The sequence below is a fragment of the Streptomyces sp. NPDC085596 genome, assembly GCF_044541565.1.
GTDB lineage: Bacteria > Actinomycetota > Actinomycetes > Streptomycetales > Streptomycetaceae > Streptomyces.
Map to the genome: position 1 here is coordinate 482,071 of NZ_JBITTC010000004.1, position 23,773 is coordinate 505,843.

The 23,773-nt window shown below is 71.6% G+C and carries 22 protein-coding genes and 1 pseudogene; 13 read left to right on the forward strand and 10 right to left on the reverse strand.

Going from position 1 to position 23,773, the window contains the following annotated elements; translation table 11 throughout:
- Positions 1 to 43 precede the first annotated feature (43 nt).
- The 6 genes and pseudogenes from ACIGA3_RS15285 to ACIGA3_RS15310 all read right to left on the reverse strand — a co-directional run.
- A pseudogene (locus tag ACIGA3_RS15285) lies at positions 44 to 604 on the reverse strand (FAD-binding oxidoreductase); the annotation flags it as partial.
- Positions 605 to 721: 117 nt separating this feature from the next.
- A complete protein-coding gene (locus ACIGA3_RS15290; protein WP_399715000.1) occupies positions 722 to 1,012 on the reverse strand; it encodes a hypothetical protein in 291 nt (96 codons plus the stop codon).
- On the reverse strand, positions 985 to 1,176 hold the full coding sequence (locus tag ACIGA3_RS15295) for a hypothetical protein (protein ID WP_399715002.1): 192 nt from the start codon (positions 1,174 to 1,176) through the stop codon (positions 985 to 987). The genes ACIGA3_RS15290 and ACIGA3_RS15295 overlap by 28 nt, the downstream gene beginning before the upstream one ends.
- Before the next feature lie 149 nt (positions 1,177 to 1,325).
- A complete protein-coding gene (locus ACIGA3_RS15300) occupies positions 1,326 to 2,438 on the reverse strand; it encodes an amidase domain-containing protein (protein ID WP_399715434.1) in 1,113 nt (370 codons plus the stop codon).
- 196 nt (positions 2,439 to 2,634) lie between these two features.
- On the reverse strand, positions 2,635 to 3,909 hold the full coding sequence (locus ACIGA3_RS15305; RefSeq protein ID WP_399715004.1) for a hypothetical protein: 1,275 nt from the start codon (positions 3,907 to 3,909) through the stop codon (positions 2,635 to 2,637).
- 66 nt (positions 3,910 to 3,975) lie between these two features.
- Positions 3,976 to 6,138: a transglycosylase domain-containing protein gene (locus ACIGA3_RS15310; protein ID WP_399715436.1), complete on the reverse strand. Its 2,163-nt coding sequence runs from the start codon at positions 6,136 to 6,138 to the stop codon at positions 3,976 to 3,978.
- 556 nt (positions 6,139 to 6,694) lie between these two features.
- On the opposite strand from ACIGA3_RS15310, the gene ACIGA3_RS15315 reads away from it, so the two are divergent.
- From ACIGA3_RS15315 to ACIGA3_RS15345, 7 genes are all read left to right on the forward strand, one after another.
- Positions 6,695 to 7,483, forward strand: a complete 789-nt coding sequence (locus ACIGA3_RS15315; protein ID WP_399715006.1) for an SAM-dependent methyltransferase — start codon at positions 6,695 to 6,697, stop codon at positions 7,481 to 7,483.
- Between the two features lie 133 nt (positions 7,484 to 7,616).
- Positions 7,617 to 8,168: an MSMEG_1061 family FMN-dependent PPOX-type flavoprotein gene (locus ACIGA3_RS15320; RefSeq protein WP_399715008.1), complete on the forward strand. Its 552-nt coding sequence runs from the start codon at positions 7,617 to 7,619 to the stop codon at positions 8,166 to 8,168.
- 77 nt (positions 8,169 to 8,245) lie between these two features.
- On the forward strand, positions 8,246 to 9,145 hold the full coding sequence (locus ACIGA3_RS15325; protein ID WP_399715011.1) for an ABC transporter ATP-binding protein: 900 nt from the start codon (positions 8,246 to 8,248) through the stop codon (positions 9,143 to 9,145).
- Positions 9,142 to 10,119, forward strand: a complete 978-nt coding sequence (locus tag ACIGA3_RS15330; RefSeq protein ID WP_399715013.1) for an ABC transporter substrate-binding protein — start codon at positions 9,142 to 9,144, stop codon at positions 10,117 to 10,119. Before ACIGA3_RS15325 ends, ACIGA3_RS15330 begins: the two co-directional genes overlap by 4 nt.
- Before the next feature lie 4 nt (positions 10,120 to 10,123).
- Entirely contained in the window at positions 10,124 to 12,190 is a 2,067-nt protein-coding gene (locus ACIGA3_RS15335; RefSeq protein WP_399715016.1) for an iron ABC transporter permease, read from the forward strand.
- Between the two features lie 208 nt (positions 12,191 to 12,398).
- Positions 12,399 to 13,106: an FAD binding domain-containing protein gene (locus ACIGA3_RS15340; protein ID WP_399715439.1), complete on the forward strand. Its 708-nt coding sequence runs from the start codon at positions 12,399 to 12,401 to the stop codon at positions 13,104 to 13,106.
- Positions 13,107 to 13,399: 293 nt separating this feature from the next.
- Positions 13,400 to 14,557, forward strand: coding sequence for a UDP-N-acetylglucosamine--N-acetylmuramyl-(pentapeptide) pyrophosphoryl-undecaprenol N-acetylglucosamine transferase (locus ACIGA3_RS15345; RefSeq protein WP_399715019.1), 1,158 nt, complete (start codon positions 13,400 to 13,402; stop codon positions 14,555 to 14,557).
- Positions 14,558 to 14,657: 100 nt separating this feature from the next.
- On the opposite strand, the gene ACIGA3_RS15350 is transcribed toward ACIGA3_RS15345, so the two are convergent.
- The 3 genes from ACIGA3_RS15350 to ACIGA3_RS15360 form a co-directional block, all read right to left on the reverse strand.
- A complete protein-coding gene (locus ACIGA3_RS15350) occupies positions 14,658 to 16,379 on the reverse strand; it encodes an MFS transporter (protein ID WP_399715022.1) in 1,722 nt (573 codons plus the stop codon).
- A 72-nt stretch (positions 16,380 to 16,451) separates the two neighbouring features.
- Complete coding sequence (locus tag ACIGA3_RS15355; RefSeq protein ID WP_399715025.1) at positions 16,452 to 16,922, reverse strand: MarR family winged helix-turn-helix transcriptional regulator; 471 nt, start codon at positions 16,920 to 16,922, stop codon at positions 16,452 to 16,454.
- 117 nt (positions 16,923 to 17,039) lie between these two features.
- Positions 17,040 to 17,693 (reverse strand): heme oxygenase (biliverdin-producing), encoded by a 654-nt coding sequence (locus ACIGA3_RS15360; RefSeq protein ID WP_399715027.1) that lies wholly within the window; start codon positions 17,691 to 17,693, stop codon positions 17,040 to 17,042.
- 236 nt (positions 17,694 to 17,929) lie between these two features.
- On the opposite strand from ACIGA3_RS15360, the gene ACIGA3_RS15365 reads away from it, so the two are divergent.
- The 3 genes from ACIGA3_RS15365 to ACIGA3_RS15375 all read left to right on the forward strand — a co-directional run bounded on the left by ACIGA3_RS15365 (position 17,930) and on the right by ACIGA3_RS15375 (position 20,680).
- Positions 17,930 to 19,435, forward strand: coding sequence for a purine-cytosine permease family protein (locus ACIGA3_RS15365; RefSeq protein ID WP_399715030.1), 1,506 nt, complete (start codon positions 17,930 to 17,932; stop codon positions 19,433 to 19,435).
- The gene (locus tag ACIGA3_RS15370; protein ID WP_399715033.1) at positions 19,432 to 20,001 is read left to right on the forward strand and encodes a cysteine hydrolase family protein; all 570 of its coding nucleotides are present in this window, start codon (positions 19,432 to 19,434) and stop codon (positions 19,999 to 20,001) included. The genes ACIGA3_RS15365 and ACIGA3_RS15370 overlap by 4 nt, the downstream gene beginning before the upstream one ends.
- A gap of 274 nt (positions 20,002 to 20,275) precedes the next feature.
- Positions 20,276 to 20,680, forward strand: coding sequence for an SseB family protein (locus tag ACIGA3_RS15375; protein ID WP_388998405.1), 405 nt, complete (start codon positions 20,276 to 20,278; stop codon positions 20,678 to 20,680).
- A gap of 201 nt (positions 20,681 to 20,881) precedes the next feature.
- Here ACIGA3_RS15375 and ACIGA3_RS15380 read toward each other — a convergent pair whose 3' ends face one another.
- A complete protein-coding gene (locus ACIGA3_RS15380; RefSeq protein ID WP_399715036.1) occupies positions 20,882 to 21,283 on the reverse strand; it encodes a MarR family winged helix-turn-helix transcriptional regulator in 402 nt (133 codons plus the stop codon).
- Between the two features lie 233 nt (positions 21,284 to 21,516).
- On the opposite strand from ACIGA3_RS15380, the gene ACIGA3_RS15385 reads away from it, so the two are divergent.
- The 3 genes from ACIGA3_RS15385 to ACIGA3_RS15395 all read left to right on the forward strand — a co-directional run bounded on the left by ACIGA3_RS15385 (position 21,517) and on the right by ACIGA3_RS15395 (position 23,746).
- Entirely contained in the window at positions 21,517 to 21,801 is a 285-nt protein-coding gene (locus ACIGA3_RS15385) for an ArsR family transcriptional regulator (protein ID WP_399715039.1), read from the forward strand.
- A 222-nt stretch (positions 21,802 to 22,023) separates the two neighbouring features.
- Complete coding sequence (locus ACIGA3_RS15390; protein WP_399715042.1) at positions 22,024 to 22,860, forward strand: undecaprenyl-diphosphate phosphatase; 837 nt, start codon at positions 22,024 to 22,026, stop codon at positions 22,858 to 22,860.
- 127 nt (positions 22,861 to 22,987) lie between these two features.
- Positions 22,988 to 23,746, forward strand: coding sequence for a FadR/GntR family transcriptional regulator (locus ACIGA3_RS15395; RefSeq protein ID WP_399715044.1), 759 nt, complete (start codon positions 22,988 to 22,990; stop codon positions 23,744 to 23,746).
- Positions 23,747 to 23,773 lie beyond the last annotated feature (27 nt).

The window sequence follows — 23,773 nt, forward strand, 5'->3', positions numbered from 1 at the left end:
CGGCGGTGACGCACTCGACGCGCCGGACGTGGTCGGCTGCGTACCCGAACTTCCGGGCCATCAGGCCGATTCCGCCGCCCAGGGTGTAGCCGACCGCGCCCACGTCCGGGGCGCTGCCGCTGAGCGGGGCCAGGCCGTGCGGCGCGGCCGCCTCGATGACCTGCTTCCACCGCACGCCCGCGCCCAGGAAAGCCGTGCGGGCGGCCGGATCGACGCGCACCTCGGTCATCCGGCGGGTGCTGACGACGACTCCGGTGTCGGCGGGCAGCGCGGGGCAGTGCCCGGTGGCCTGCACCCCGACCGGGAGATCACGTGCGGCGGCGAACTCCACCGCCAGCTGTACGTCCTTGGGCTCGGCCGCGCCGACGACGAGCGCCGGGCGGTGCGGCCGGTGGGTCTGGTAACGGGCGCGTTCCTCGTCGTAGCCGTCCTGGCCCGCGGCGAACAGGGGTCCGCTCACGCGCTCGGCCAGTTGCCCGGCGGCCGCACTCAGTTCCTCGCGCGCGGTGGGCGGTTCGGGGCGAGCGGGCACGGTCCGTTCCTTTCGTCGAGGAACGACAGTGCCGCCTACGGGGGGACGCAGCGGCACTGCCGTCCCCTTCATGGTCCCGACGTCGCGATCAGAAGTCCAAGACCTGGTTTTTCTGGGATGCCGAACTTTTGGTTATGGATCGGCGCGGCAGTACCGCCGCGGCCCGCGAGCGGTGTCCGCCGGCGCCGCTCACTCCCGCTCCTGGAGCCGCTCCCGCAGCGCCGCCTTCTCCTCCGCCAGCATCCGCAGCCGCTCCCGCACCGGCTCCAGCGCCTCGGCCAGCTCCGCCTCCGAGTAGCGCGGGGTAATGTGCTTGGGGCAGTTCCAGAACAGGCCCTCCACCCGGATCACCATCAGCTGCTCCAGCGGACCGTCGGTGTGCGGATCGGCCAACTTCTCGTGCAGCTCCGGGAACTCGGCCGGATCACGCGTCTCGGCGCGGCCGAAGATCTTCAGCCGGGTGGGGTTCGCGTAGTCCATGACAACCCGTCGCGGGCCATGATGAAGTCCGCCTCGTCGGGACCCAGCCGGTCCGGCTCCTCGGTGTCCCGCGCCAGCAGCCGCGCCATGGCCTCGGCACTGCCCCGCTCCTCCTGCACGCCCCGCACGTTCTTGGTGAACGCCAACCGCGCATACCGGCTCATCCGGTCCCCCTGAAGCCGCACCCGCCGAAACCTGGTCGGTGCACGACCATAGCCAGGCCGCGACCCACCGCAAAGGACCGGCACCCACACGCGCGAAAGCCCCCGTACGACGCCGGAACCGGCGCGCCGTACGGGGGCCCTCGCTCACCTCAGGTGCGGTAGGCGAAGAACGCCGCCGTCGGGTAGGACGCGACGAGGCTCGCCACCGACCGGTTGTAGGTGTTGGTGGAGTGGTACGTCACGTAGGGCACGCCCTGGGCGTCGCGCTTCGTGACGATCATCGTGTGGTCCTTGGACCCGTCCTTGTTGAAGTCCATCTGGACGACATCACCGATGTCGGCCTGATAGACGTTGGCAAGGCTGGTGACCCGCTTCGAGGACAGCGCGAACCAGGAGAACTCGTTCACACCGACGAAGGAGTCCGACTGGATGTCGGCGTTGCCGAACCACTTGTGGAAGTCGTTCGTGTAACCGGGAACGTGCTTCCAGCCACCCGCCTTCAGCGACTGGCTGACGAAGTTGGTGCAGTCACCACCCGCGCCGGCCCCGTTGAAGTCGGGGTACTCGGAGTTGTACTTGCTCCAGTACTTCGTCGCGTACGCGACCATGGCCTGGTAGTCGTAGCCGGACGCGGTGAGGTTCTTCGGGTTCGCCGGAGCGGGCCGCGTAGTGGCCGCGCGAGGCGCCTCCGGAGGGCCGTCGTCCGCCTTGACGGTGACCTTGGCGACCTCGGGCTTCGCCACCTGGTTCACCGCGAGATAGCCCTCGTCGGTGTCCCGGATGCGGGTCAGCTGCCAGTTGCCGCCGCGGTCCGCCTGGAACGTCAGCTCGTGGTGGGCCTGGAAACCCGTGGTCGGGGGCTGGGAGCCCGTGACCTTCTTGTACGTGAGCGACGTCGTCTCGGTGACGGCCACCGTGGCACGCCGTCCCTTGACCTGCGTGGCGTCCAGCTTCACGCTGGTGTTGCCCGCGCTGTACTGCTCGCCCAGCGCGGCCAGACGGCCCTTGCGGCCGCGCAGCTGGCTGAGCGCGGAGTCCTCCTGGCGCGACTGCGTGCCGGACATGCGCACATCGCCGGAGAAACCGGAGGTCCGCTGCTTACGGTCCTCCGTAGCACCGCCCACCAGGGCCTGGGTGCGGTCGGTGAAGACCGCGTCCGCCAGCTTCTGGAAGGTCGCCTTGGTCGCCGTGTCGACGGTCGGGTCGTCGGTGACCGCCGCGCCCGCACTCCAGTTGGGCAGCAGGGCGACGCCCGCCACCACGGAGGCGGCCGCCGCCGAGATTATGGTGGCGCGGCTCCGCTTACGGCTCAATTTCCTTGACTTCAATGATGTTCCCCTCTACGCCGGTACACAGACCGGGACTCCGGTGACAGAGACCGGGCGAACGCATCTTCGCATGCCGTGTGCGATGGATGTGAAGACGGGATGCACAAGTGGAACCAGACTGTTTCACAGGTCACTTGACGACCGAGGACCAGTCGGGCGACTGAGCCGGGTCCAGACTGCGCAGCCGGGCCAGCGTCTGCGGTGTCTGCACGTCCATCCAGTCCGCCAGCTCCTTGAACGACACGCACTTCACGCCCTTCTTGACGCACACGGTCTTGACCACCTGGTCGATGGCCCGCATGTAGATGCCGCCGTTCCAGTCCTCGAAGTGGTTGCCCACGAACAGCGGCGCCCGGCTGCCGAAGTACACCCGGTTGAAACCCGCCATGTACGAATCGACCGTCTGCTGCTCCCACTTGGGGAAGTCGGCCGGGTTGCCCTGGGTCTCGCCGTCCGACTGGTTGTACAGGAAGTTGAAGTCCATCGACAGGCCCTGGTACTTGCCCGACTCGTACGGCAGCATCTGGAGCGGGAAGTCCCAGATGCCGTCCTTCTTCGCCGGCCAGATCTGGAAGTCGCCCGCGGAGCTGGCGTCGTAGCGCCAGCCGTAGTCCTTGATTGCCTTCAGCAGGTTCTTCTGGCCCTCCAGACAGGGCGCCCGGCCGCCGGTGACCTCCTTCTTGAAGTCGAAGGGCAGCGGGTCGATGTCCTTGTAGCCGGTGTTGGTCTTCCAGCGCTCCACGAACGAGAAGAACTGGTCGATCTCGCTCTTCCACTCCTTGACGCTCCAGTCGCCGCCGCCCTTGGCGCCGCAGAAGTGGCCGTTGAAGTGGGTGCCGATCTCGTTGCCGTCCTCGTACACCTTGCGCAGCTGCTCCACGGTCTCGCGGATGTGCTCGTCCGTGGCGTAGTCGATGGCGGCGGCGCCGGGCGAGTGCTGCGGCGGGTGGTAGAGGTCCTTCTTGGCCTTCGGCAGCAGGTAGATGCCGGTGAGGAAGAACGTCATGTGGGCGTTGTACTGCTTGGCCAGCTCGCGGTAGTGCGAGAAGAGGTGGTCGCTGCCCTCCAGCCCGCCGTCCCAGGAGAAGACGACGAACTGGGGCGGTTTCTCACCGGGCTTGAGCCGTACGGGCTTCAGCGTGCCCTGCTGAGGCCCGGTGTAGGACGTGGAGCCGTCCCCGAGCACCTTGGTCTTCCCGTCCCACTTCGGCTCCGCGGACGCGCCGGGCTCCTTGGCGGGGGAGACCGCCGACGCTATGTCGTCGTCGTGGTCCAGCAGCAGATATCCCGTGACCGTGGAGACGAGCACGAGCAGCACGGCCAGGGCGATGACGGCGGGGCGCGAGACGCCGCGGCCCTCGGTGGTGCGTGCCTTGCGACGGCGTCCTGTGCTCGACGACTTCATACGGATCGATCTCCGGTGCGGGTTGCGGGTGTGGAGCCGGGAGGGGGTGGGCCGGTGCGGCGGGGGTCAGCCGACGCCCACGGCCCGCGACCAGATTCCGTACGGCACGCTGTTCTCGCGGGTGCCGGCCAGACCGTCCAGCGGCAGCGGCTCCAGGCTCTTGCCCAGGTCGATGCGGTAGACGACGATCGCGGTCGACACCGACTTGAGGGTGCCCGTGTACCAGAGCGCGGTGTCCTTCTCGGTGGTCCCGTCCTTTCCGGCGGCCGGGGCGGTCGCGGCGGGGGTGGGGTGGGAGGTGCGGAAGTTGTCCCCGAGCGCCTCGCTGACCTGACGGGCGACCTGCGGGCTGACCGCCCGGCGCCGGTCGGGGGCGTCCAGCCGGACACCGGCGCCGTTGCGGGTGACACGGCGCACCGAGTACGGCTCGGTGTGCCTGCCCTCCGCGGCGAAGGTGGCGTAGCCGCTGGCCATGCGGATCGTGCTGGGCGTGGAGGTGCCGAGCGACAGCGCGGGCGTCGCCGGGCCGAAGCTGGAGGAGAGCAGCCCGGCCGCCTGCGCGGTGGACTTCACCTTCTCCAGCCCGGTGTCCATGCCGAGCTGCATGAACGGCGTGTTCACCGAGCGGGCGAGCGCCTGGCGCAGGCTGATCGGCCCGTAGGAGCGCTTGCCGTCGTTGTGCGCGGCGACCTTGCGGCCGCTGCGGTCCCAGTAGGGGCCCTCGGGGGTGGTGACGGGCACCGCGTCGTTGCCGTCGTACACCGACTCCGGGGTGACCGGGGTGGCCGGGCCCTCACGGGTCTTGTGCACACCGTGTTCCAGGCCGGCCGCGTAGACGAACGGGGTGAAGGCCGAACCGGCGGGCACGGTGGTCGCGTTGGACTCGTTGTAGCCCTGCTTGCGGTGGTCGGGGCCGCCGTAGACGGCGACGATCCGGCCGTCGGTGGCGACCGACGCGGCCCCGTAGTGGGCGGTGCGCGCGCCCTTGGGGTCCTTCTTCAGCGCCGCCTCGCGGGCCTTGGTGACCGCGCCGGTCAGCTCGCTCTCCCGCTTGCGGTCGAAGGTCGTGTAGATCTGGTAGCCGCCGAGGTCGAACTCCTTGTCCGACAGATGGGCGTTCTTCCTGGTGTACTGGGAGGCCAGCTCCACCAGATAGTCGCTCTGCTTGCCGGTGTCGTAGATCTGGAGGGTCTTCAGCGGCTCGGGGAACTTGGTGTACTTGGCGCGTTCGGCCGGCGACAGCTTGCCGATCTTGACCATGCGGTCGAGAATCCACGACCAGCGCTCCACCGCCCGGCGGTGGTTGGCCGCGCTGAGGGTGGGGTCGTACAGGCCGGCGCCCTTGAGCAGTGAGGCGAGCATGGCGGCCTCGCTCGGGTTCAGCTTGCTGACGTCCTTGCCGTAGTACGCCTGGGAGGCGCGCTGGATGCCGTAGGTGCCGCGCCCGAACCAGCTGGTGTTGAGGTAGCCCTCGAGGATCTTGTCCTTGCTCATCCGGTTGTCGAGCTTGAGGGCGATCATCGCCTCGGTGAGCTTGCGGCTGAGGTTCTGGTCCTGGTTCAGATAGACGTTCTTGACGTACTGCTGGGTGATCGTGGAGCCGCCCTCGGTGTCACCCTGGCCGACCGTGCGCCACAGGGCGCGGGTGATGCCCTTGGCGGAGATGCCGGGGTCGGAGTAGAAGCTCTCGTTCTCCGCCGCGAGCACCGCCCACCGCACGCCCTCGGGGATGTCCTTGAGCGGCATCGCCTGGCGGCGGACCCAGCCGGTGCGGGCCATCGGGGTGCCGTCGGACCAGAAGTAGACGTTGTCCTGCTGGGTGGCGTACGAGTTGAGGTTGGTGGGCACGTCGGTCGCCGCGTACGCCACGGTCAGGAAGAGACCGGTGATCCCGGCCGTGGCGAGCCACCCCGCGAGCCACTGGCGCCAGGACGGCATCCAGCGCCGCCAGCCCTCCCGGCCCGGACGCGGGTACTCCGGCCGCAGCTTGCGCACGTGGGGGGCGGCGAGTTCGGCGTAGGGGGCGAGCCTGGCGGTGACCGGCGCCAGGAGGCGGCGCAGTACGGCGAGCACGGTCAGCAGCGGGGCCAGGACACCCGGGACGCGGGGGCCGCCCGGCTCCTCGGTGACGGCGGGCTCGGGCTTCGGCGCGGGACGGGTGCCGTCCAGCGCGACGATCTTGAGCTGCATCGTCTCGTCCGGGCGGATCGTGCCGACCCGGAGCTGCATGGTGGCCTCCGGCTCGAACGCGGGGCCGTCCGGGGTCTCCTCGGGCTCGTGCCCTGCCTCCTGGTCCGGCTCCTGCTCCTGCGTACGGCGTCCCCACGCCCGTTTCGGCGCCGCGCGCCGCCCTCTCCCGCGACGGCCGCCGTCGTTGGCGTCCGCCCCCCGCCCTGCCTCGGTCACGACAGGTCTCCCTCCCCACTCGGCCTTGCTCGCGTGGGCAGACGGACCGGCCGGAATCGGCGACCACCACGGTGGCACCGACGGCCATTTTGTTTCCCCCTGGCCCCGTGTCTGCCCGCGAGCTTCACAAATTATCAGCTAATACTTTCGAAACCTGGAGACCAGGGTCGGTCATGGGTCACACCCCGGTCCCCGGGTGATCGACCCCGGTCACCCACCCCGCGCCGACGGCCCGCGCGGACGGCCCGCGCGCCTGGCTCCCGGGGTGGTCCATAGGTACCCCGGCCTGGTCAACTCCCGTGCCACGCATGCAGAATGACGTCCATCACTCGATGATCGTCTGTGTTCGCACCGGCCAGAATCATGACGGAGTCCGCCCATGACCACCGCCACACCCGGCCCCCGGCAGATCGACACCAGCACGGCCCACCCGGCGCGGGTGTACGACTGGCTGCTCGGCGGCAAGGACAACTACCCCGTCGACGAGGCGGTGGGAGAGCGGCTGCCCCCTGAGGCGCGGGACGGCGCCCGGCAGAACCGCGCCTTCATGAACCGCGCGGTCGCCTGGCTCGCCGCGCAGGGCGTCGACCAGTTCCTCGACATCGGCACCGGCATACCCACCGAGCCGAACCTGCACCAGATCGTCCAGCGGATCGTGCCGACGGCCCGGATCGTATACACCGACAACGACCCGATCGTGCTGCGGCATGCCGAGGCGCTGCTGGTCGGCCGTCCCGAGGGCGCCACCCAGTATGTGGAGGCCGATGTCCGCGACCCGGCCGCGATCATCAAGAACGCCCGGCAGACGCTCGACTTCGACCGGCCCATCGCCCTGTCCCTGATCGCCCTGATGCACTTCATCAACGACGACCAGGACCCCTACGGGCTCGTCTCGAACCTGCTCGCCACCCTTTCCCCGGGCAGCTACCTGGTCCTCTCCCACGCCTCCTCCGACATCTTCCCGGAGCTGTCGGCGCAGGTCACGGCCGAGTACGCCAAGGGCGGCATCCGGCTCGGCTTCCGCGACCGCGCGGGCGTCCAGCGCTTCTTCGAGGGCCTGGAACTGGTCGAGCCCGGCCTCGTCACGGCCACGGAGTGGGTCAAGGACGGCGAGGCCCCGGCGGCCGAGAAGAGCGGGATCTACGCCGGGGTTGCGCGCCTCCCCTGAACAATTCCACTTAGGTAAGCCGAACCTAACTTCCGATAATGTGTGCCGGGCAATCAGCCGGGCCCGCAGCGTGGGTCCGTGTGACACGGCTGCGGGCCGGGCGTTCCGGCGCGCATGTACCACGGGAGTCGGCTTGTCCCAGATCATCGACGCGACGGCGCGGCAACCGGACGGTGCGGACACCGGCGGCTTCGTGGAACTGGGCTCGCGGGAGGAGTTGCGCGCGCTCCTGGGCGAGCCGCTCCCCCTCGTCATCGACAAGGTGCACCGTCAACTGGACGACACCGACCGGGACATCCTCGACCGCTCGCCCTTCTGCCTGCTGGCCACCTCCGACCGCCAGGGCAACTGCGACGTCTCGCCGCGCGGCGACGGCCCCGGTTTCACCCACATCCTGGGCCCGTCCACGCTGGCCATCCCCGACCGCCCCGGCAACCGGCGGGCCGACAGCTTCCACAACATCCTGGACAACCCGCACGCCGGACTGCTCTATCTGATCCCCGGCGGCACCGACGTGCTCCGGGTCAACGGCCGGGCCCGCCTGCTCACCGACGCGCCCTTCTTCGACGCGATGGCCCAGAACGGCCGGCGCCCCCTGCTCGCGCTCGTGATCGACATCGACGAGATCTATCTGCACTGCCCGGCGTCGCTGCGCCGCTCCGGCCTGTGGAACCCCTCCTCCTGACCGGAGGGCTGACCTCGGGGGAGATTGCCCCGGTCAGAGGGTGATCAGCCGAGGTAAGGATAGGCTAACCTTCCTTCGTGAGTTCCGGTGAAGAGACAACCGAGGTCCCCCGTACGCGCGGTCATGAACTGACCGCCCGTGACGTGACCGTGGCGTACGACGGAACGGACGTGGTGCACCAAGTGGCCATCACGCTCCGGCCCGGCCAGGTCACGGCGCTCGTGGGCCCCAACGGCAGCGGCAAGTCCACCCTGCTGCGCACCGTCGCCCGCCTCCAGCGCCCCCGCACCGCCACGCTCACGCTGGCGGAGCAGGGGCAATCGGGGGAGGGGAACGGGGAGAACGCTGCGGCGGTCGACGGACTGGCCCTGACGGCCCGCGAGTTCGCCCGCCGCGTCGCCCTGCTGACCCAGGGCCGCCCCACCCCGGGCGGGCTGACGGTGCGTGACGTGGTCGAGTTCGGCCGCTACCCGTACCGCAGCCGCTGGACCCGCGCGGACGCGGGCGGCGCGGACGCCGTACGGCGCGCCCTCGCCCTGACCGACCTGACGGACCTCGCCGAACGGGGAGCCGAACACCTCTCCGGCGGCCAGCTCCAGCGGGTCTGGCTCGCCAGCTGCCTCGCCCAGGAGACCGGGGTCCTCCTCCTCGACGAACCCACCACCTACCTCGACCTGCGCTACCAGGTCGAACTCCTCGACCTCATGCGGGACCTGGCGGACGACCACGGCATCGCGGTCGGCGTCGTCCTGCACGACCTGGACCAGGCCGCCACCGTCGCCGACCGGATCACCCTGCTCCGCGCGGGCCGGATCATCGCCGACGGCGACCCCGTCGACGTCCTCACGGCCGAGCGCCTCACCGCCACCTACGGCATCCGCATCGACGTCGACACCGACCCCTTGACCGGCCGGCTGCGCACCCGCGCCATCGGCCGCCACCACGCACGCACCGGAAGGCTCAGCACCACCTCATGAGACGCCACCTCATCGCCCTCGCCGCCCTGTCCGTCGGCACGCTCGCCCTCACGGCCTGCGGCACCACCGAACCCGCCGCCTCCGGCACGGACAAGGGCGCCGCCAAGAGCATCACCCTCACCGACGACACCGGCGCCAGGATCAAGCTCGACGGCCCGGCCAAGAAGGTCGTCGGCACCGAGTGGAACGTCGTGGAGAGCCTCGTCACGCTCGGCGTGGACCCGGTCGGTGTCGCGGACGTCAAGGGCTACAAGACCTGGGACACCGCCGCCCCGCTGCGCGGCACCCCCAAGGACATCGGCACCCGTGGCGAGCCCAGCATGGACACCATCGCCTCGCTCAGCCCCGACCTGATCGTGGCCACCACCGACCTGCCCGCCGCCGCCGTCAAGCAACTGCGCAAGATAGCCCCGGTACTGGAGGTCAAGTCGGCGGACGCCGCCGACCAGATCGGCCGGATGAAGAAGAACCTCGACCTCATCGCCAAGGCCACCGGCACCACCGCCCAGGCCGAGAAGGCCGGCGAGGAGTTCGACGCCAAGGTCGCCGAGGCGAAGAAGAAGCTCGCCGACGCCGGCCGCGCCGGTGACCGGATCGCCTTCGCCGACGGCTATGTCGCCGCCAACCAGGTCTCCCTGCGCGCCTACACCGACGGCTCCCAGCTCGGCTCCGTCAACAAGGCCCTCGGCCTGAAGAACGCCTGGAAGCTCAAGGGCGACCCCGCCTACGGCCTCGCCGCCACCGACGTCGAGGGCCTGTCCTCGCTCGGCGGCGACGTGCGGTTCGCGTACATCGGCAGCGACAGCGAGGGCGACCCGTTCAAGAAGGAACTCGCCAGGAACGCCGCCTGGAAGGCGCTGCCCTTCGTCAAGAAGGGCGACGTGCACCGGCTGCCCGACGGCATCTGGATGTTCGGCGGCCCCAAGTCCATGCAGGCGTACATCGACGCCCTGACCGGCGCCCTGACGAAGTAGCACCATGGCCGTCACCGCGACAGTTCCCGCCACCGGCCGAGCGGCCGTCACCACCCGGACGGGCGCGGTCGCGGTCGCGACCCTGCTCGTCCTGCTGGTCGCCGCCCTCGCGGTCGTCGACATCGCGCAGGGCACGGCGGCCGTCGGCGCGCCCGAGGTGTGGAAGGCGCTCACCGGGCGCGCCGACCCCGGCGACGCCTCCGTCGTCGTCGCCTCCCGGCTGCCTCGCGCCGCCGCCGGGCTCCTCGTCGGCGCCGCCCTCGGCATCGCGGGCGCCGCCCTCCAGGCCGTCAGCCGCAATGTGCTCGCGGCACCCGACACCCTGGCCGTGAACGCGGGCTCCTACCTGGCCCTCGGCCTGCTCACCGTCACCGGCGTCTCGCTGCCCCTGCTCGCCTCCTCCGGCGTGGCCTTCGCCGGGGCGCTCGCCGCCGCTGCCGTCGTGCTGTCCCTGTCCGGCCTCGCCGCGGGCACCGTACGGCTCGTCCTCGCGGGCAGCGCCGTCACCCTCGGGCTGTCCTCCGTGACCGACGCCCTGCTGCTGCTCTTCCCCGAGCGGACCAACGGCCTCTACCAGTGGAACCAGGGCAGCATCGCCCAGAACGGCTTCGACGGCGTCCTCCAGATGACCCCGGTCGCCCTCGCGGGCGTCGCCGGACTGCTCCTGACGGCCCGCCGGATGGACGCCCTCGCCCTCGGCGACGAGACCGCGCGCGGACTCGGCGTACCGGTCCGGGGCACCCGGATCACCGTCGTGGTGTGCGCCTCGCTGCTCGCCGCGGCCGCGGTCACCCTCGCCGGACCCGTCGGCTTCGTCGGCCTGTGCGCCCCCGCGCTGGTACGCCCCCTCGCCCGGCGCATCCGGCCCTTCGTCCGGGTACGGGCCGCGCTGCCCGTCGCCGGACTCACCGGCGCCGGACTGGTCCTCGGCGCGGACGTGCTGCTGCGCCTGCTGGTGTCGGCACAGTCCGCCGTGGCCGTGCCCACCGGTGTGGTCACCAGCCTGCTCGGCGCGCTGTTCCTCGTCGGGATGGCCGCGCGGGCGCGCGACACCGGCGCCTCCGGCACCCCCGAGCGGGGACGCCTGGTCGGCCGGACCACGTACCTGGTCACGGTGGCCGTGCTCGTCCTCGTCCTGGCCGGCGCCATGGTCGCCGGGGTGCTGCTGGGCGACACCAAGCTCCTGCTGGGCGATGTCGCCAACTGGGCGGGCGGCCTCGCCGGACAGTCCGTCACCCTCGTACTGGACACCCGCGTGCCGAGGGTCCTCGCGGCGCTCCTCGCGGGCGCGGCGCTCGCCCTCTCCGGCACCCTCGTGCAGGCCGTCACCCGCAACCCGCTCGCCGAACCCGGCATCCTCGGCGTCTCCGGCGGCGGCGCGCTCGGCGCGGTCCTCTTCGTGACGACGGCCCCGTCGGCCGCGTCCTGGGGCATCGCCGGGGCCGCGTTCGCCGGGGCGGGAGTGGCCGCCGTGGTCGTCTTCGGGCTCGCCGCCCGAGGCGGGTTCGGGCAGAACCGGCTGGTCCTGGTGGGCGTCGGCGTACAGGCCGCGACGACGGCGCTGATCGGGCTGCTCATCGTGCTCACCGACCCGTTCAACGCGACCAAGGCCCTCACCTGGCTGTCCGGCTCCACCTACGGGCGCACCCTGACGGACACCCTGCCCGTGGCGGGCGCGCTCGCCGTGGGGCTGGTGATTGCCGTCGCCCGGCGCACCGAACTCGACCTGGTCTCCCTGGACGAGGACACGCCGAGACTGCTCGGACTGCGCACGGCACCCGCCCGGTTCGGGCTGCTGGTGGCCAGCGTCCTGCTCAGCGCCACGGCCGTCGCCGCCGCGGGCTCCATCGGCTTCGTCGGCCTGGTCGCCCCGCACGCGGCACGCGCCCTCGTCGGCCGTCGCCACACACGGGTGATCCCGGTGGCCGTCATGCTGGGCGCCGTCCTGGTCTGCGTGGCCGACCTGATCGGCCGCACCGTCATCGCCCCCGCACAGCTCGGCGCCGGTCTGATGACCGCGGTCATCGGCACGCCGTACTTCCTGTACCTGCTGGTCCGCACCCGGCGCTGAACCGACAGCGCCCTCCCGAACCTTCGGGCCGTCACATCCCGGTGTGGCGGCCCGAAGCGCGTTTTCAGCGGGGCGACCAGGGGGCGCGAAGGGGCGCACGGGGCGCGCGTCCATGAGCCCTGTACGCGCCCCTCAGTGAGCGGCGAGAATGCCCCTGGCGGCGGAGGCGGCCGCTCGCCGGACCCCCGAGGAAGGCAGGTTGGCCACTGTGCTGCTGCGTCTGCCCACGTCCGTTTCCGAAGCGCGGGACTACCTGGCCGAGGGAGCCGTCCCCGTGGGCGGCGCCACCCTGGTCTGGGCCACCTGGCAGCGCGACGGGTTCCCGGCCCAGGCCATGTCGCTGCGCGAACTGCCCGAGGCCAATGTCCTCGGCCCTGAGGAACTGGGCGGCGCCGTCGTCCTGAACCGCGTGGACGACCGGGTCCCCGAGGTCCTGCGCCGAGCGGCGGCCGCGGTCGGCACCGGCGCCGTGCGCCGCGCGGCCACCGTCGGCGGCAACATAGCGGGCAGCACCCTGCGCTGCCTGCTCCCGGCCGCCCTCGTACTGGACACCCGCGCCTCGGTCCTGACCTCCACCGGTGTCCATGACACCGACCTGGCCGAGGTCGTCGCCAAGAGCCCCGTCCTGCTCAGCCTGCGCTGGCGCACCCCCGTCGCCAGCGCCTACCGCAAGCACGAGGGCGAGCCGGGCGGACCACCGCCCCTCGTCGTCGCCTCCGCCCTGTACGCCCTCGGCGAGGGCCGCCACCGGCTGAACATCGCCGTCCGCGACGGCTACGAGGTCATCAGCGAGAGCACCGAGTGCGGCACCGACCCCGAAGAGCCGCTGGAAGCACTGCGGTCCACCCTGCTGCACGACATCCCGGCCGCCCGCACGGCGGTCCACGACCAGATCAACGGTCTGCTGCCCCGCTGAACCGGACACGGAAAAGGGGGCCCGGCACACACCGGGGACCCCTTTGTCGTGCGCGGCTCAGACCGCGCGCGCTCTGGACCGCCCGGCTTCCGCGTGTCCCCCTGCGCGAGAGGCCGACGCGCGGTACGTCACCGGACTGCGCGGAACCGCGTGCGACTTCACCGTTACGACGAAGTCCGGGCGTCGGCGGACGCCGACTTCCTTGACGTGCCGAGCTGCCCCGTGCGCCCGCGACTGGCGGCCGCAGCACCCGCTACTGTGGCGGCTCGTCTGATCCCCGAGGAGTCGTCCCGATGACCAGCGCCCCGTTCCGTCTCGTCGTCACCGGTGGCGGCACCGGCGGCCACACCTACCCCGCGCTCACCGCTGTGCGCACGCTCGAGGCCCGCCTCGCGGCGCAGGGGCGCGGACTCGAAACGCTGTGGATCGGCACCGCCGACGGCCTGGAGGCCCGCGTCGCTCCGGCTGAGGGAATCCCCTTCACCGCAGTCGTCACGGGCAAGATCCGTCGCGCCAGGAACCCGATCAAGCTGGCGTCCCCGGCGAATGTGCGGGACATGGCACGGGTCCCGATCGGCGTGCTGCAAGCCCGCCGGGCGATCGACGAATTCCAGCCCCATGTGGTTCTGGCGACCGGCGGCTACGTAGCTGTCCCGGCCGGTCTGGCCGCGAGGATGTGCCGTCTCCCTCTGGTCCTGCACGAGCAGACTGTCCGGCTGGGCCTGGCGAACCGGAAGCTGGCGGCCTTTGCGGCTCGGATCTGTGTGTCGTCGGAGTCGACACTGCCGCTGCTGTCCGAAGCGGCTCGGTCCGTCGCGGTGGTCACCGGCAACCCTGTCCGGCCGGAGGTCCTGACCGGGCACGCGGACAAGGCGGTCCAAGCCTTGCAGTTGCACGGCTTCGACCGGCGGCTGCCTACCGTGTACGTCACCGGCGGCGCGCAGGGCGCCCAGCAGATCAACGAGCTGATCGCCGGGGCGCTTCCGTGGCTGCTGCGGCAAGCGAACGTCATCCACCAGTGTGGGCCGGCGAACGTCGACGCGCTCCGTGCCGGGGCGGCGGGCCTGCCTCCCGAGCTGGCCGGCCGCCATCACCTCACTGGCTTCGTCGGGCCAGAGCTGCCGGATGTCCTGGCGCTTGCCGATGTCGTCGTGTCCCGCTCCGGCGCCGGCACTCTGGCCGAGCTGACAGCACTGGGCAAGCCTGCGGTGTTCGTGCCGCTGGCGTCCGCTGCCGGGAACGAGCAAGCCCACAACGCGCGGCATTTGCAGGATTCCGGAGCTGCGGTCTCCCTTGAGGGCGATGTCACCGTGGACCAGGTGCGCGGCGCGATGGGCCCGCTCCTGTCCGATGCCCACCTGCGCAGGGCAATGGCGGAGCGGGCCCGTGCGCACGGCCGCCCGGACGCGGCCGACAGGCTCGTCGACGAGATCCTCTCGGCCGCGCGCTGACTTACCGGATGTGGAGTGCCGTCCTGGCCGCGACGAGGATCTTCATCCTGCTGCGCCCACTGTCTTGAGGCACCGCGCGAGCGCGGTTGTCGTACGGGGATCAGACCGCGCTGTCACGCAGCTCCGCCAGCGAGCCCCTGGTCAGCTGCCGGGGCATGGACTCGGCGTCCACCAACAGCACGTCGCAGGGCGCGTCGTGGGTGAGGGCGGAGGTGAGGCTGCCGTCCGCGAACTGGGCCAGCGGACCGCGCGGCGAACGGCCCACCGCCACCGCCCGCGCACCGACCCGCGCCGCGTGCTCGGCCAGCACCCGCCCCGAGGCGGCATGGTCGCCCACGCTGGTCAGGACCTGCCCCGACGCGGTCACCCCGTGCGCGGCCAGCCGGGCGAGATGGGCGGTCACGGCCGCCCGTGCCTCCTCGGCACCCTCCGGCTCCACGGCCTGCCCCTCCACCACGACCGTCTCCCGGACGTGCACGACCTCCAGCGGGCTGCCGGTCTCCCGCGCGAGCCGAGCCGCCGCGTCCACGATGGCCGGAGCCCCGCCGTGCGCCCCGACCGCCACGATGACCCGGGGCACGTCGGTCCCCGCCGGCTCACCGACAGCGGTGAGCGAGGGCGCCACGACCGACGCCTCCTCCGGCCGCTCCTCCGCCTTCCGCAGCAGCCCGTGCCCACTGGCCAGCACCGGAATGGCCAGCACGAAGGTCGCCGCGCCCAGGTAGAACGGCACACTCAGATCGGTGGCGTCCGCCAGCTTGCCCGCGACGAACGGCGCGAGACCGCCGCCGATGAACCGCAGGAAGCCGTACGAGGAGGAGGCCACCGGGCGCTCGACGGGGGAGACGAGCATGACGGCCTGCGTGGTCAGCGTGTTGTTGATGCCGATGAAGGCTCCCGAGGCGATGACCGCCACGATCACCACCGTGGGACTGCCGACCCCCGCGGCGATGACCGTCATCACGATGCCGAGGCCCAGCAGGTTGGCGTACAGCACCGGCGCCGTGCCGAAGCGGGCCTGGAGGCGCGGGGCGAAGAACACGCTGAACGCGGCCACCAGCAGACCCCAGCCGGTGAAGACCAGGCCCAGCTCATGGGCGTCCAGCTTCATCGGGTAGGGCGCGTAGCCCAGCATGGTGAAGAAGCCCCAGTTGTAGAGCAGGGCCATGATGCCCATCGTGAGCAGGCCCCGGTGCCTGAGCGCCTTCAGCGGGGCGATGGGTGACGTGGGCCGGGCGGGCTTCGGCATCGAGGGGACGAAGGCCAGCGTGGCGACCAGCGCCACGGCCATCAGCGCGGCCACCCCGAAGAACGGCCCGCGCCAGCTGATCGCCCCCAACTCCCCGCCCAGCAAAGGGCCGACGGCGATACCGAGGCCGAGCGCGGTCTCGTACAGGATGATCGCGCCGCCGAATCCGCCGCTGGCCGAGGCGACGATCACGGCCAAGGAGGTGGCGATGAACAGGGCGTTGCCCAGTCCCCAGCCCGCACGGAAGCCGACGATGCCGTTGATCGAGTCGGTGGTCCCGGCCAGTGCCGCGAAAACCACGATGACCGCGAGGCCGACGACCAGCGTGCGCTTGGCGCCGAACCGGCTGGAGAACCAGCCGACGAACAGCATGGCGACGGCCGTCACGATCAGATAGCTGCTGAACAGCAGGGACACCTGGCTCGGCGTGGCGTGCAGACTGTCGGCCAGGGCGGGCAGGATCGGGTCGACCAGGCCGATGCCCATGAACGAGATCACGCAGGCGAACGCCACGGCCCAGACGGCCTTCGGCTGCCGGAACGGGCTCGCGGCCCTTCCACGCGGTGCACTCATTACCGCTTCTCTCCAGTCAGGTCGCTCTCCCCGGCCCTGCCGTGGCGGCGCCGGAGAGATCCGACGGATGGCTCAGGAACGCTGCTGGCGGTCCTGTATCGCGCGGGCCAGGGCCGGCAGCGCGACCCGCACGGCCTGCCGCTCCGGCTCGGACAGTTCCCCGACGAGCTGCCCCAGCGCCTCGGCACGCTCGGCCCGGCGCTCCCGGAACACCTCCTCGCCCAGCTCGGTGACCTCCACCAGCACGCCCCGCCCGTCCGTGCGGTCGGCGACGCGCCGCACCAGCCCCCCGCGCTCCATGCGGGTGACGAGCTGGGTCATGTTCGGCTGGGTGGCGTTCTCCGCCCGCGCCAGCTCGGTCAGCCGCTGCGGCCCCTCACGGCCCAGCCTGCCGAGCGCCGAGGACGCGGCGGTGCTGAGGCCCCCGGCCGTGGCGCTGCGCCGCACATGGCGCACCAACTGCTCCACGGCGAGCATCAGATCCTCGGCGGAGGTATCGGGGGAGGTCCCGGCGGCACCGCTGTCCATAACCCGCTTATGCATAAGCTCATTATGCAGATACGTGTACGGTGAAGCAAGTTTTCGGGCGTGGAGAAGCCCGGCACGGCCCCGCCGAAGGGGACCGCGCCGGGCCGGAGAGATCAGCCGCCCGCGGGCAGGTCAGGCGCTGGCCGGGAAGAGGGTGCCGAGGTCGGTGAAGACCGCGTTGTTCAGCGCGAACGCCGACCGGCACTCCTCCACCACGCGCCGTTTCTCCAGCTCGTCCACCGGCAGCGCGTCGAGCCGCTCGCGGTACTGGCGTTTGAAGGCGGCCGGATTGTCGATGCCCTCGAAGACATAGAAGCGGACGCCGTCGCCCTTGCTCTCCAGACCCCAGGTCCGCTCCGCGATCCGCCGGATCACCTGACCGCCCGACAGGTCGCCCAGATAGCGGGTGTAGTGGTGGGCCACATAACCGGCCGGCCAGGTCTCGGCGACCTCGGTGACGCGGGCCGCGTACCGCTCCGTCGCGGGCAGCGGGGCCACCCGGTCGCGCCAGTCCTCCCCGAGGAGGTGCCGCAGATCGCGCTCCAGCTCGGCCACCCGCCGCAGCTCCGGCCGGAGGAACGGGCCCGCGACCGGATCGCCCTCCAGAAGGGTGGCGGAATCCTCCAACGCGCGGTAGACGAAGAGGAGTTGCTCGGTGTACCTGGTGAAGGCGTCCACGCCGAACCGGCCGCCGAGCAGATCGCTCATGAACGGCGCGTGCTCGGCCTCGGTGTGCCGGTCCTGGCTGGCGGTGCGGATGACCGACGAGAAGGGGGGTGTCGACAACGCTGCCTCCCTGGCAATGCCCGCGGTCACGCGTACGGCCTGGGGCCGCCGCGTTGCCGACCGGGTGTCGGCAACGTGCTTAGGGTAGCCTAACCTGATGCGAATCGGGAGAGCGGTCAACGCCCTTCCGCCCGAACACCCCCGCCCGGCCCACCGGCTGACGCCGGGTCGTTCCTTGCGCCCCTCCACCCACCCGCCTAGCTTGGACGCGACACGTCAGGACAGGTAGGTCGCCGATGACGCAGCCGCAGCAGCCCCACGACAGCGGAGCCGACGGCCGCCAGATCCAGCTGGAGACCCACGGCCTCGACGTCATCGGGGACGCGGAACGCAAAGGCACCCCGAGCACCCTCTTCTGGCCCTGGTTCGGTGCCAACGTCAGCGTCCTCGGCCTCAGCTACGGCGCCTTCGCCCTCGGCTTCGGCATCTCCTTCTGGCAGGCCCTCGCCGCCGGAGTCCTCGGCATCGTCGCCTCGTTCCTGCTCTGCGGCCTCGTCGCCGTAGCCGGAAAACGCGGCTCCGCGCCCACCATGGTGCTCAGCCGGGCCGCCTACGGAGTGCGCGGCAACCGGCTGCCTTCCGTGCTCTCGTGGATGCTCACGGTGGGCTGGGAGACCGCACTCGCCTCACTCGCCACCCTCGCCACCGCCACCGTCTTCAGCCGCCTCGGCTGGGGCGGCGGCGCCGAGACCAAGGCCGTCGCCCTCCTCGTCGTCGCCGCGCTCACCGTGGTCGGCGGCGTCATGGGCTTCGACCTGATCATGCGCCTGCAGACCATGATCACCGTCATCACCGGCGTGCTCACCCTGGTCTACGTCGCCCTCGTCGCCGACCACGTCCACTGGTCCACCGTCAGCGCCATCCCGGCGGGCTCGCCCCAGCAGTTCATCGGCGCGCTGGTGTTCATGATGACCGGCTTCGGACTCGGCTGGGTCAACGCCGCCGCCGACTACTCCCGTTACCTCCCGCGCTCCTCCTCCAGCCGCGGCGTCATCGGCTGGACCACCCTCGGCGCCTCCGCCGCCCCGCTGCTCCTGCTCGTCTTCGGCCTGCTGCTCGCCGGGTCCTCCGACCGGCTGAGCCACGCCATCGCCGCCGACCCCATCGGCGCGCTCACCACCATCCTGCCGACCTGGTTCCTCGTCCCCTTCGCCCTGGTGGCCGTGCTCGGCCTGGTCGGCGGCGCGGTGCTGGACATCTACTCCTCCGGCCTCGCCCTGCTCTCCGCCGGACTGCGCGTGCCCCGCTATCTGGCCGCCCTCGTCGACGGCGTCCTGATGATCGCCGGCTCCTTCTACATCGTGTTCTTCGGCGGCGCCTTCCTCGGCGACTTCATGGGCTTCCTCACCACCCTTGGCGTCCCCATCGGCGCCTGGTGCGGCGTCATGCTCGCCGACCTCGCCCTGCGCCGGCGCGACTACGACGAAGGCGACCTCTACCGCCCCGACGGCCGCTACGGCGACGCCCCCGCCCTGCCCCTCGTCCTCACCGTCGGCGCCACCGCGATCGGCTGGGGCCTGGTCACCAACACCGCCGCGGGCTGGCTCAGCTGGCAGGGCTACCTTCTCGGCCCGCTCGGCCTCGGCGGCCGGTCCGGCGAGTGGGCCTACGCCAACCTCGGTGTCCTCGTCGCCCTGGCCCTCACCTTCCTCGGCACCCTGCTGCTGGGCCGGGGCCGGGTGCGCGCGCAGGAGGCACTCTCACCGAGCCCGGCCCCGGCCCAGGGGATGCACGGCGCGTGAGCACCGCCCCGCCGGCGAAGCCCGTACCGGGACTGCTCGCCGTCATCGACATGCAGCGCGTCTTCGCCGATCCCGGCAGCCCCTGGGCCACCCCGCGCTACGCCGAGGCCGCGGCGGGGGTGGCGCGGCTGCTGCCCGCGTTCGGGGACCGTGCCGTGTTCACCCGCTTCCTGGCCCCCTCCCGGCCCGCCGGGGTCTGGCGCGCCTACTACGAACAGTGGCCCTTTGCCCTCCAGCCCCCGGACGCGGAACTGTGGCGGCTGACAGCGGAGTTCGCCGGCTCGGGCGCTCCCGTGCTGGACGCGGAGACCTTCGGCAAGTGGACGCCGGAACTCGCCTCCCGTCTTGCCCCCGGCTCGCGCCTGGTCCTGGCCGGGGTCAGCACCGAGTGCTGCGTCCTCACCACCGCCCTGGCCGCCGCCGACGCGGGCACCGAGGTGGTGGTGGCGGCGGACGCCTGCGCGGGCGTGGACGACGAGGCGCACGCCAAGGCGCTGCACGTGCTGGACCTGTACCGGCCCCTCGTCCGGGTCACCACCGTCGATGCTCTGCTGGCCGGGGCCTAGGCCGGGGCCGGGGCCGAAGCCGGGTGCTGAGTGGTGCGGACTCCGCCGGCCGCGATCGGGGGCCTGCCGTCTGATCGGGTGAACCGCTCATCGGCCCGCGACGGCTCCGCGCACCGCTCGGCCCCAGGGAACGCCGAGACCGGGACCTGGCCGGGGCGCCGCCCTGCCGGAAACCGGCACGCATGCTCCGGGCCCGGATGGGTACGCGGCCGAGAGCGCGCTCGGGCCCCGGCCCGGCGTGAGCCCGTACGACCGCACTACCTGGGGATGTGCCATGGAGACACCCGCACACGACGACCTTCCGACGCCGACGCCCGCTCAGCAGGCGCTGGACGTGCTGACCGTCAACACCGACGACCAGGCCGCCCTTGAGACCCTCGCGCACAGTGACGTGCTCGTCCCGATGCCCGACGAGGCGGTGGACGCGGAGGGCGCCGACTCCACGATGGTCGCCCTGCCGGTTCTCGAGCAGCCCGGCGGCGAGCAGGTGGTTCCGGTGTTCACCTCGGAGCTGGAGATGGCCGGGCTGCTGCCCTCCGTGTCCCGCTACCGGCTGATCCAGCTCGGCGCCCTCGCCGCCCAGTGGCCCGAGGAAGAACTCTCGCTCACGATCGACGGCAGCTCGGAGCACGGGCTGACGCTCACCTCGCAGGGCGTGCGGACACTGCTGGCGCGCTGAACCGCCTCACGTATGGCGGAGTCGCACATGGGCGGCTTCGCCATACGGGTGTTGTCCGGTTAGGCGTGCCCGGCTATGTGTGTCGCACCTATGGGTGTGATGCCCATGTGCGCTGCGTCCACGTGTGTCGTGTCGCGCCTGTGTGTGCCGGGCCTACGTGTGTCACGCCCATGTGTGCCGCGTCCATGTGCGTGCCGGAGGTCAGTCCCTGGACTCCGCCAGCATCCGCTCCAGCACCCCCCGCTGCAGCGGCAGCACCTCCGCGTGCAGCTCGCGGCCCTTGCGGGTGAGGCTCACCCACACCCCGCGCCGGTCCTCCGCGCACACCGAGCGCTGGACCAGGCCCTCCTTCTCCAGCCGTCCGATCAGCCGCGAAAGCGCGGACTGGCTGAGGTGGACCCGGCCGACCAGGTTCTGCACCCGGCAGTGGTCCCCCTCGGTGGGGGTCTCCGCCGCCAGGATGTCCAGCACCTCGAAGTCGCTGGCGCCCAGGCCGTGCGGATGAAGGGCACGGTCTATCTCGCACATCGTGCGCGCGTGCACCGCGAGGATGTCCCGCCAACGCTCTTCGAGCCGGGCACCGTCGCCCGTCTTCACTGCCATACCCGCACCGTAGCACCGATCCAGCCAATCGTTGACTGTGCAACTAGTGCGGGCGCAAGCCGCCGTACGGGCGACTCCGGCCCTCCGGCCTCACCTCGCCCCGCCACGGACCCCACGCCGCCCGCCGTCCGGTACCGGACAACACGCACCGGGAGCCGGACGCACCCCCGCCGCCTGAGCCACAGTGGGACCACGGCACACGAGGGACCCAGGGGAGGGGAGGCGGCGTACACATGATGGGCACGCCCTCGGGCCGCATACGCCAGACCGTCCTGGACTGGCTCAAGGACCCGGCGGCCCACTTCCCTCAGGCGAGCCTCGACCCCCTCGGAACCGGCGTCACCACGCGCGCCGTCGCCGCCAAGCTCGGCGTACCCCGCCGCACCGCCGCCGCCCACCTCGATTTCCTCGCCCGCCTCGGCCTGCTGCGCACCCGCCGCCGGCTGCTGCGCACCTACTACCGCCGCGACGAGGCCCGTATCGCCGAGGTGGCCCAGCTCTTCGAGAAGAACTGGTGACCCTCGCTTCTCGGGCAATACGGGCACCGACGGTAAGAAGTCGTTGTGAGCGAGCCGGGTTCCGCCCGGAGCGCGCGTGGCCCCGTTCCGTCCCACACCCTTGGTGCCTCTACGCTGCCGTACGCGCGGGCGGCGCTCCGGAGCGGTCCGCGCCGGTGCCGTACGGGCGCGGTAAGACGTGTCCGCACCGCCGTCGCCCCCCTCTCCCCAGAACTGGAATCCATGAGCGCCATCTCTGTCGGTCAGGCCGTCGTCCTCGGAGTAGTGGAGGGGGTGACCGAGTTCCTCCCGGTGTCCTCCACCGGCCACCTGAAGATCGCCGAGGGGCTCATGAGCATCCCCGTGGACGACAAGTCCGTCGTCGGGTTCTCCGCGGTCATCCAGGTCGGTGCCATCGCGGCCGTGCTCGTGTACTTCTTCAAGGACATCAAGCGGATCGTGACCGCCTGGTTCCGGGGCCTTTTCAACCCCGAGCAGCGCTACCGGCACGACTACAAGTTCGCCTGGTGGGTGATCGCCGCCACCGTCCCGATCGTCGTCGTCGGACTGGCCGCCAAGCCGCTGATCGACGGCCCGCTCGCCTCCCTCTGGGTGGTCGCGGGCTCCCTGATCGTGGGCTCCGGCGTCATGTGGGCCGCGGACCAGATGGGCCGCCACAAGCGCGGCGAGGACGACACCTCCTTCAAGGACGCGATGCTGGTCGGCTGCTCGCAGATCCTCGCGCTGCTCTTCCCCGGCTTCTCCCGCTCCGGCGCCACCATGTCCACCGCGCTCATCCTCGACCTCGACCGCGTCGCCGCCACCCGCCTCTCCTTCTTCCTCGGCATCCCGGCCCTCACCGGCGCCGGTGTCTACGAGCTGAAGGACGCCCTCGGCGCCGGTGTGAGCGCCGCCCCGCTGGTGGTCGGCACCGCCGTCTCCTTCGTCGTCGCCTACGCCTCCATCGCGTGGCTGCTGAAGTTCGTCGCCAAGCACTCGTTCAACGCCTTCGTGATCTACCGGATCGTCGTCGGCGTGGCCCTGATCGGCCTGCTCGCCACCGGCACGCTCAGCAACTGAGCGAGCGCGCCACCGCACGGGGTGCGGACGTCCGGACACACGGGCGCCCGCACCCCGTTCGCGTTCCGTTCGCGTCCCGGCTCGTCACGCCTTGACAGGTTCTGCCCTCAGACCGCACGATCGCTCCGTGAACCTGTCAGACAGCCAGACAGGTGGCCCGGCCCCCCGGCGCGTCAGCGCCATGGAAGCGGTCCTCGGCCACCTCCGCGGCGCCATCGAGCGCGGCGAGTACGCGATCGGCGACAAGCTGCCCTCCGAGGCCGAGCTGTGCCGCACCCTGGAGGTCTCCCGGCCGGTCGTGCGCGAGGCGCTGCGCGCCCTGCACACCATGGGGCTCACGGTGTCCCGTACCGGCAAGGGCACGTTCGTCGTCGCCGACGCCGTCGAGGACCCCACCTTCGGCGACTACGCGGCCAGCGACCTGCTTGAGGTCCGACGCCACATAGAGGTCCCGGTCGCGGGGTACGCCGCCCGGCGGCACACCCCCGAGGACCTGGACCGGCTGACCCGTCTCCTGGACCGCATGGAGCGGGAGACGGACACCACCGCGTGGGTCGCCATGGACACCCTCTTCCACCTCGCCGTCGCGGAGGCCGCCCGGAACCCGGTCTTCCGCAAGGTGATCGAGGAGATCCGCGACGCCCTCGCCCGCCAGTCGGCCTTCCTCACCGAGCTGGGCGGCCGCCGCGAGCAGTCCGACCGCGAGCACCGCGCCATCGTCGACGCGCTCGCCGCGGGCTCCGAACACGACGCCGTCGCGGCCATGACCCACCATCTCGACCGGGTCGCCAAGACCCTCACCCGTATCGTCCGCACCGCGGGCGCCGCCACACCCCCGGCGCTGCCCGTACAGAGCGGACCGCAGACCGCCGGAGCCGGCGCGTGACCCGCGCCCAGGCCACCCCCGACCCCG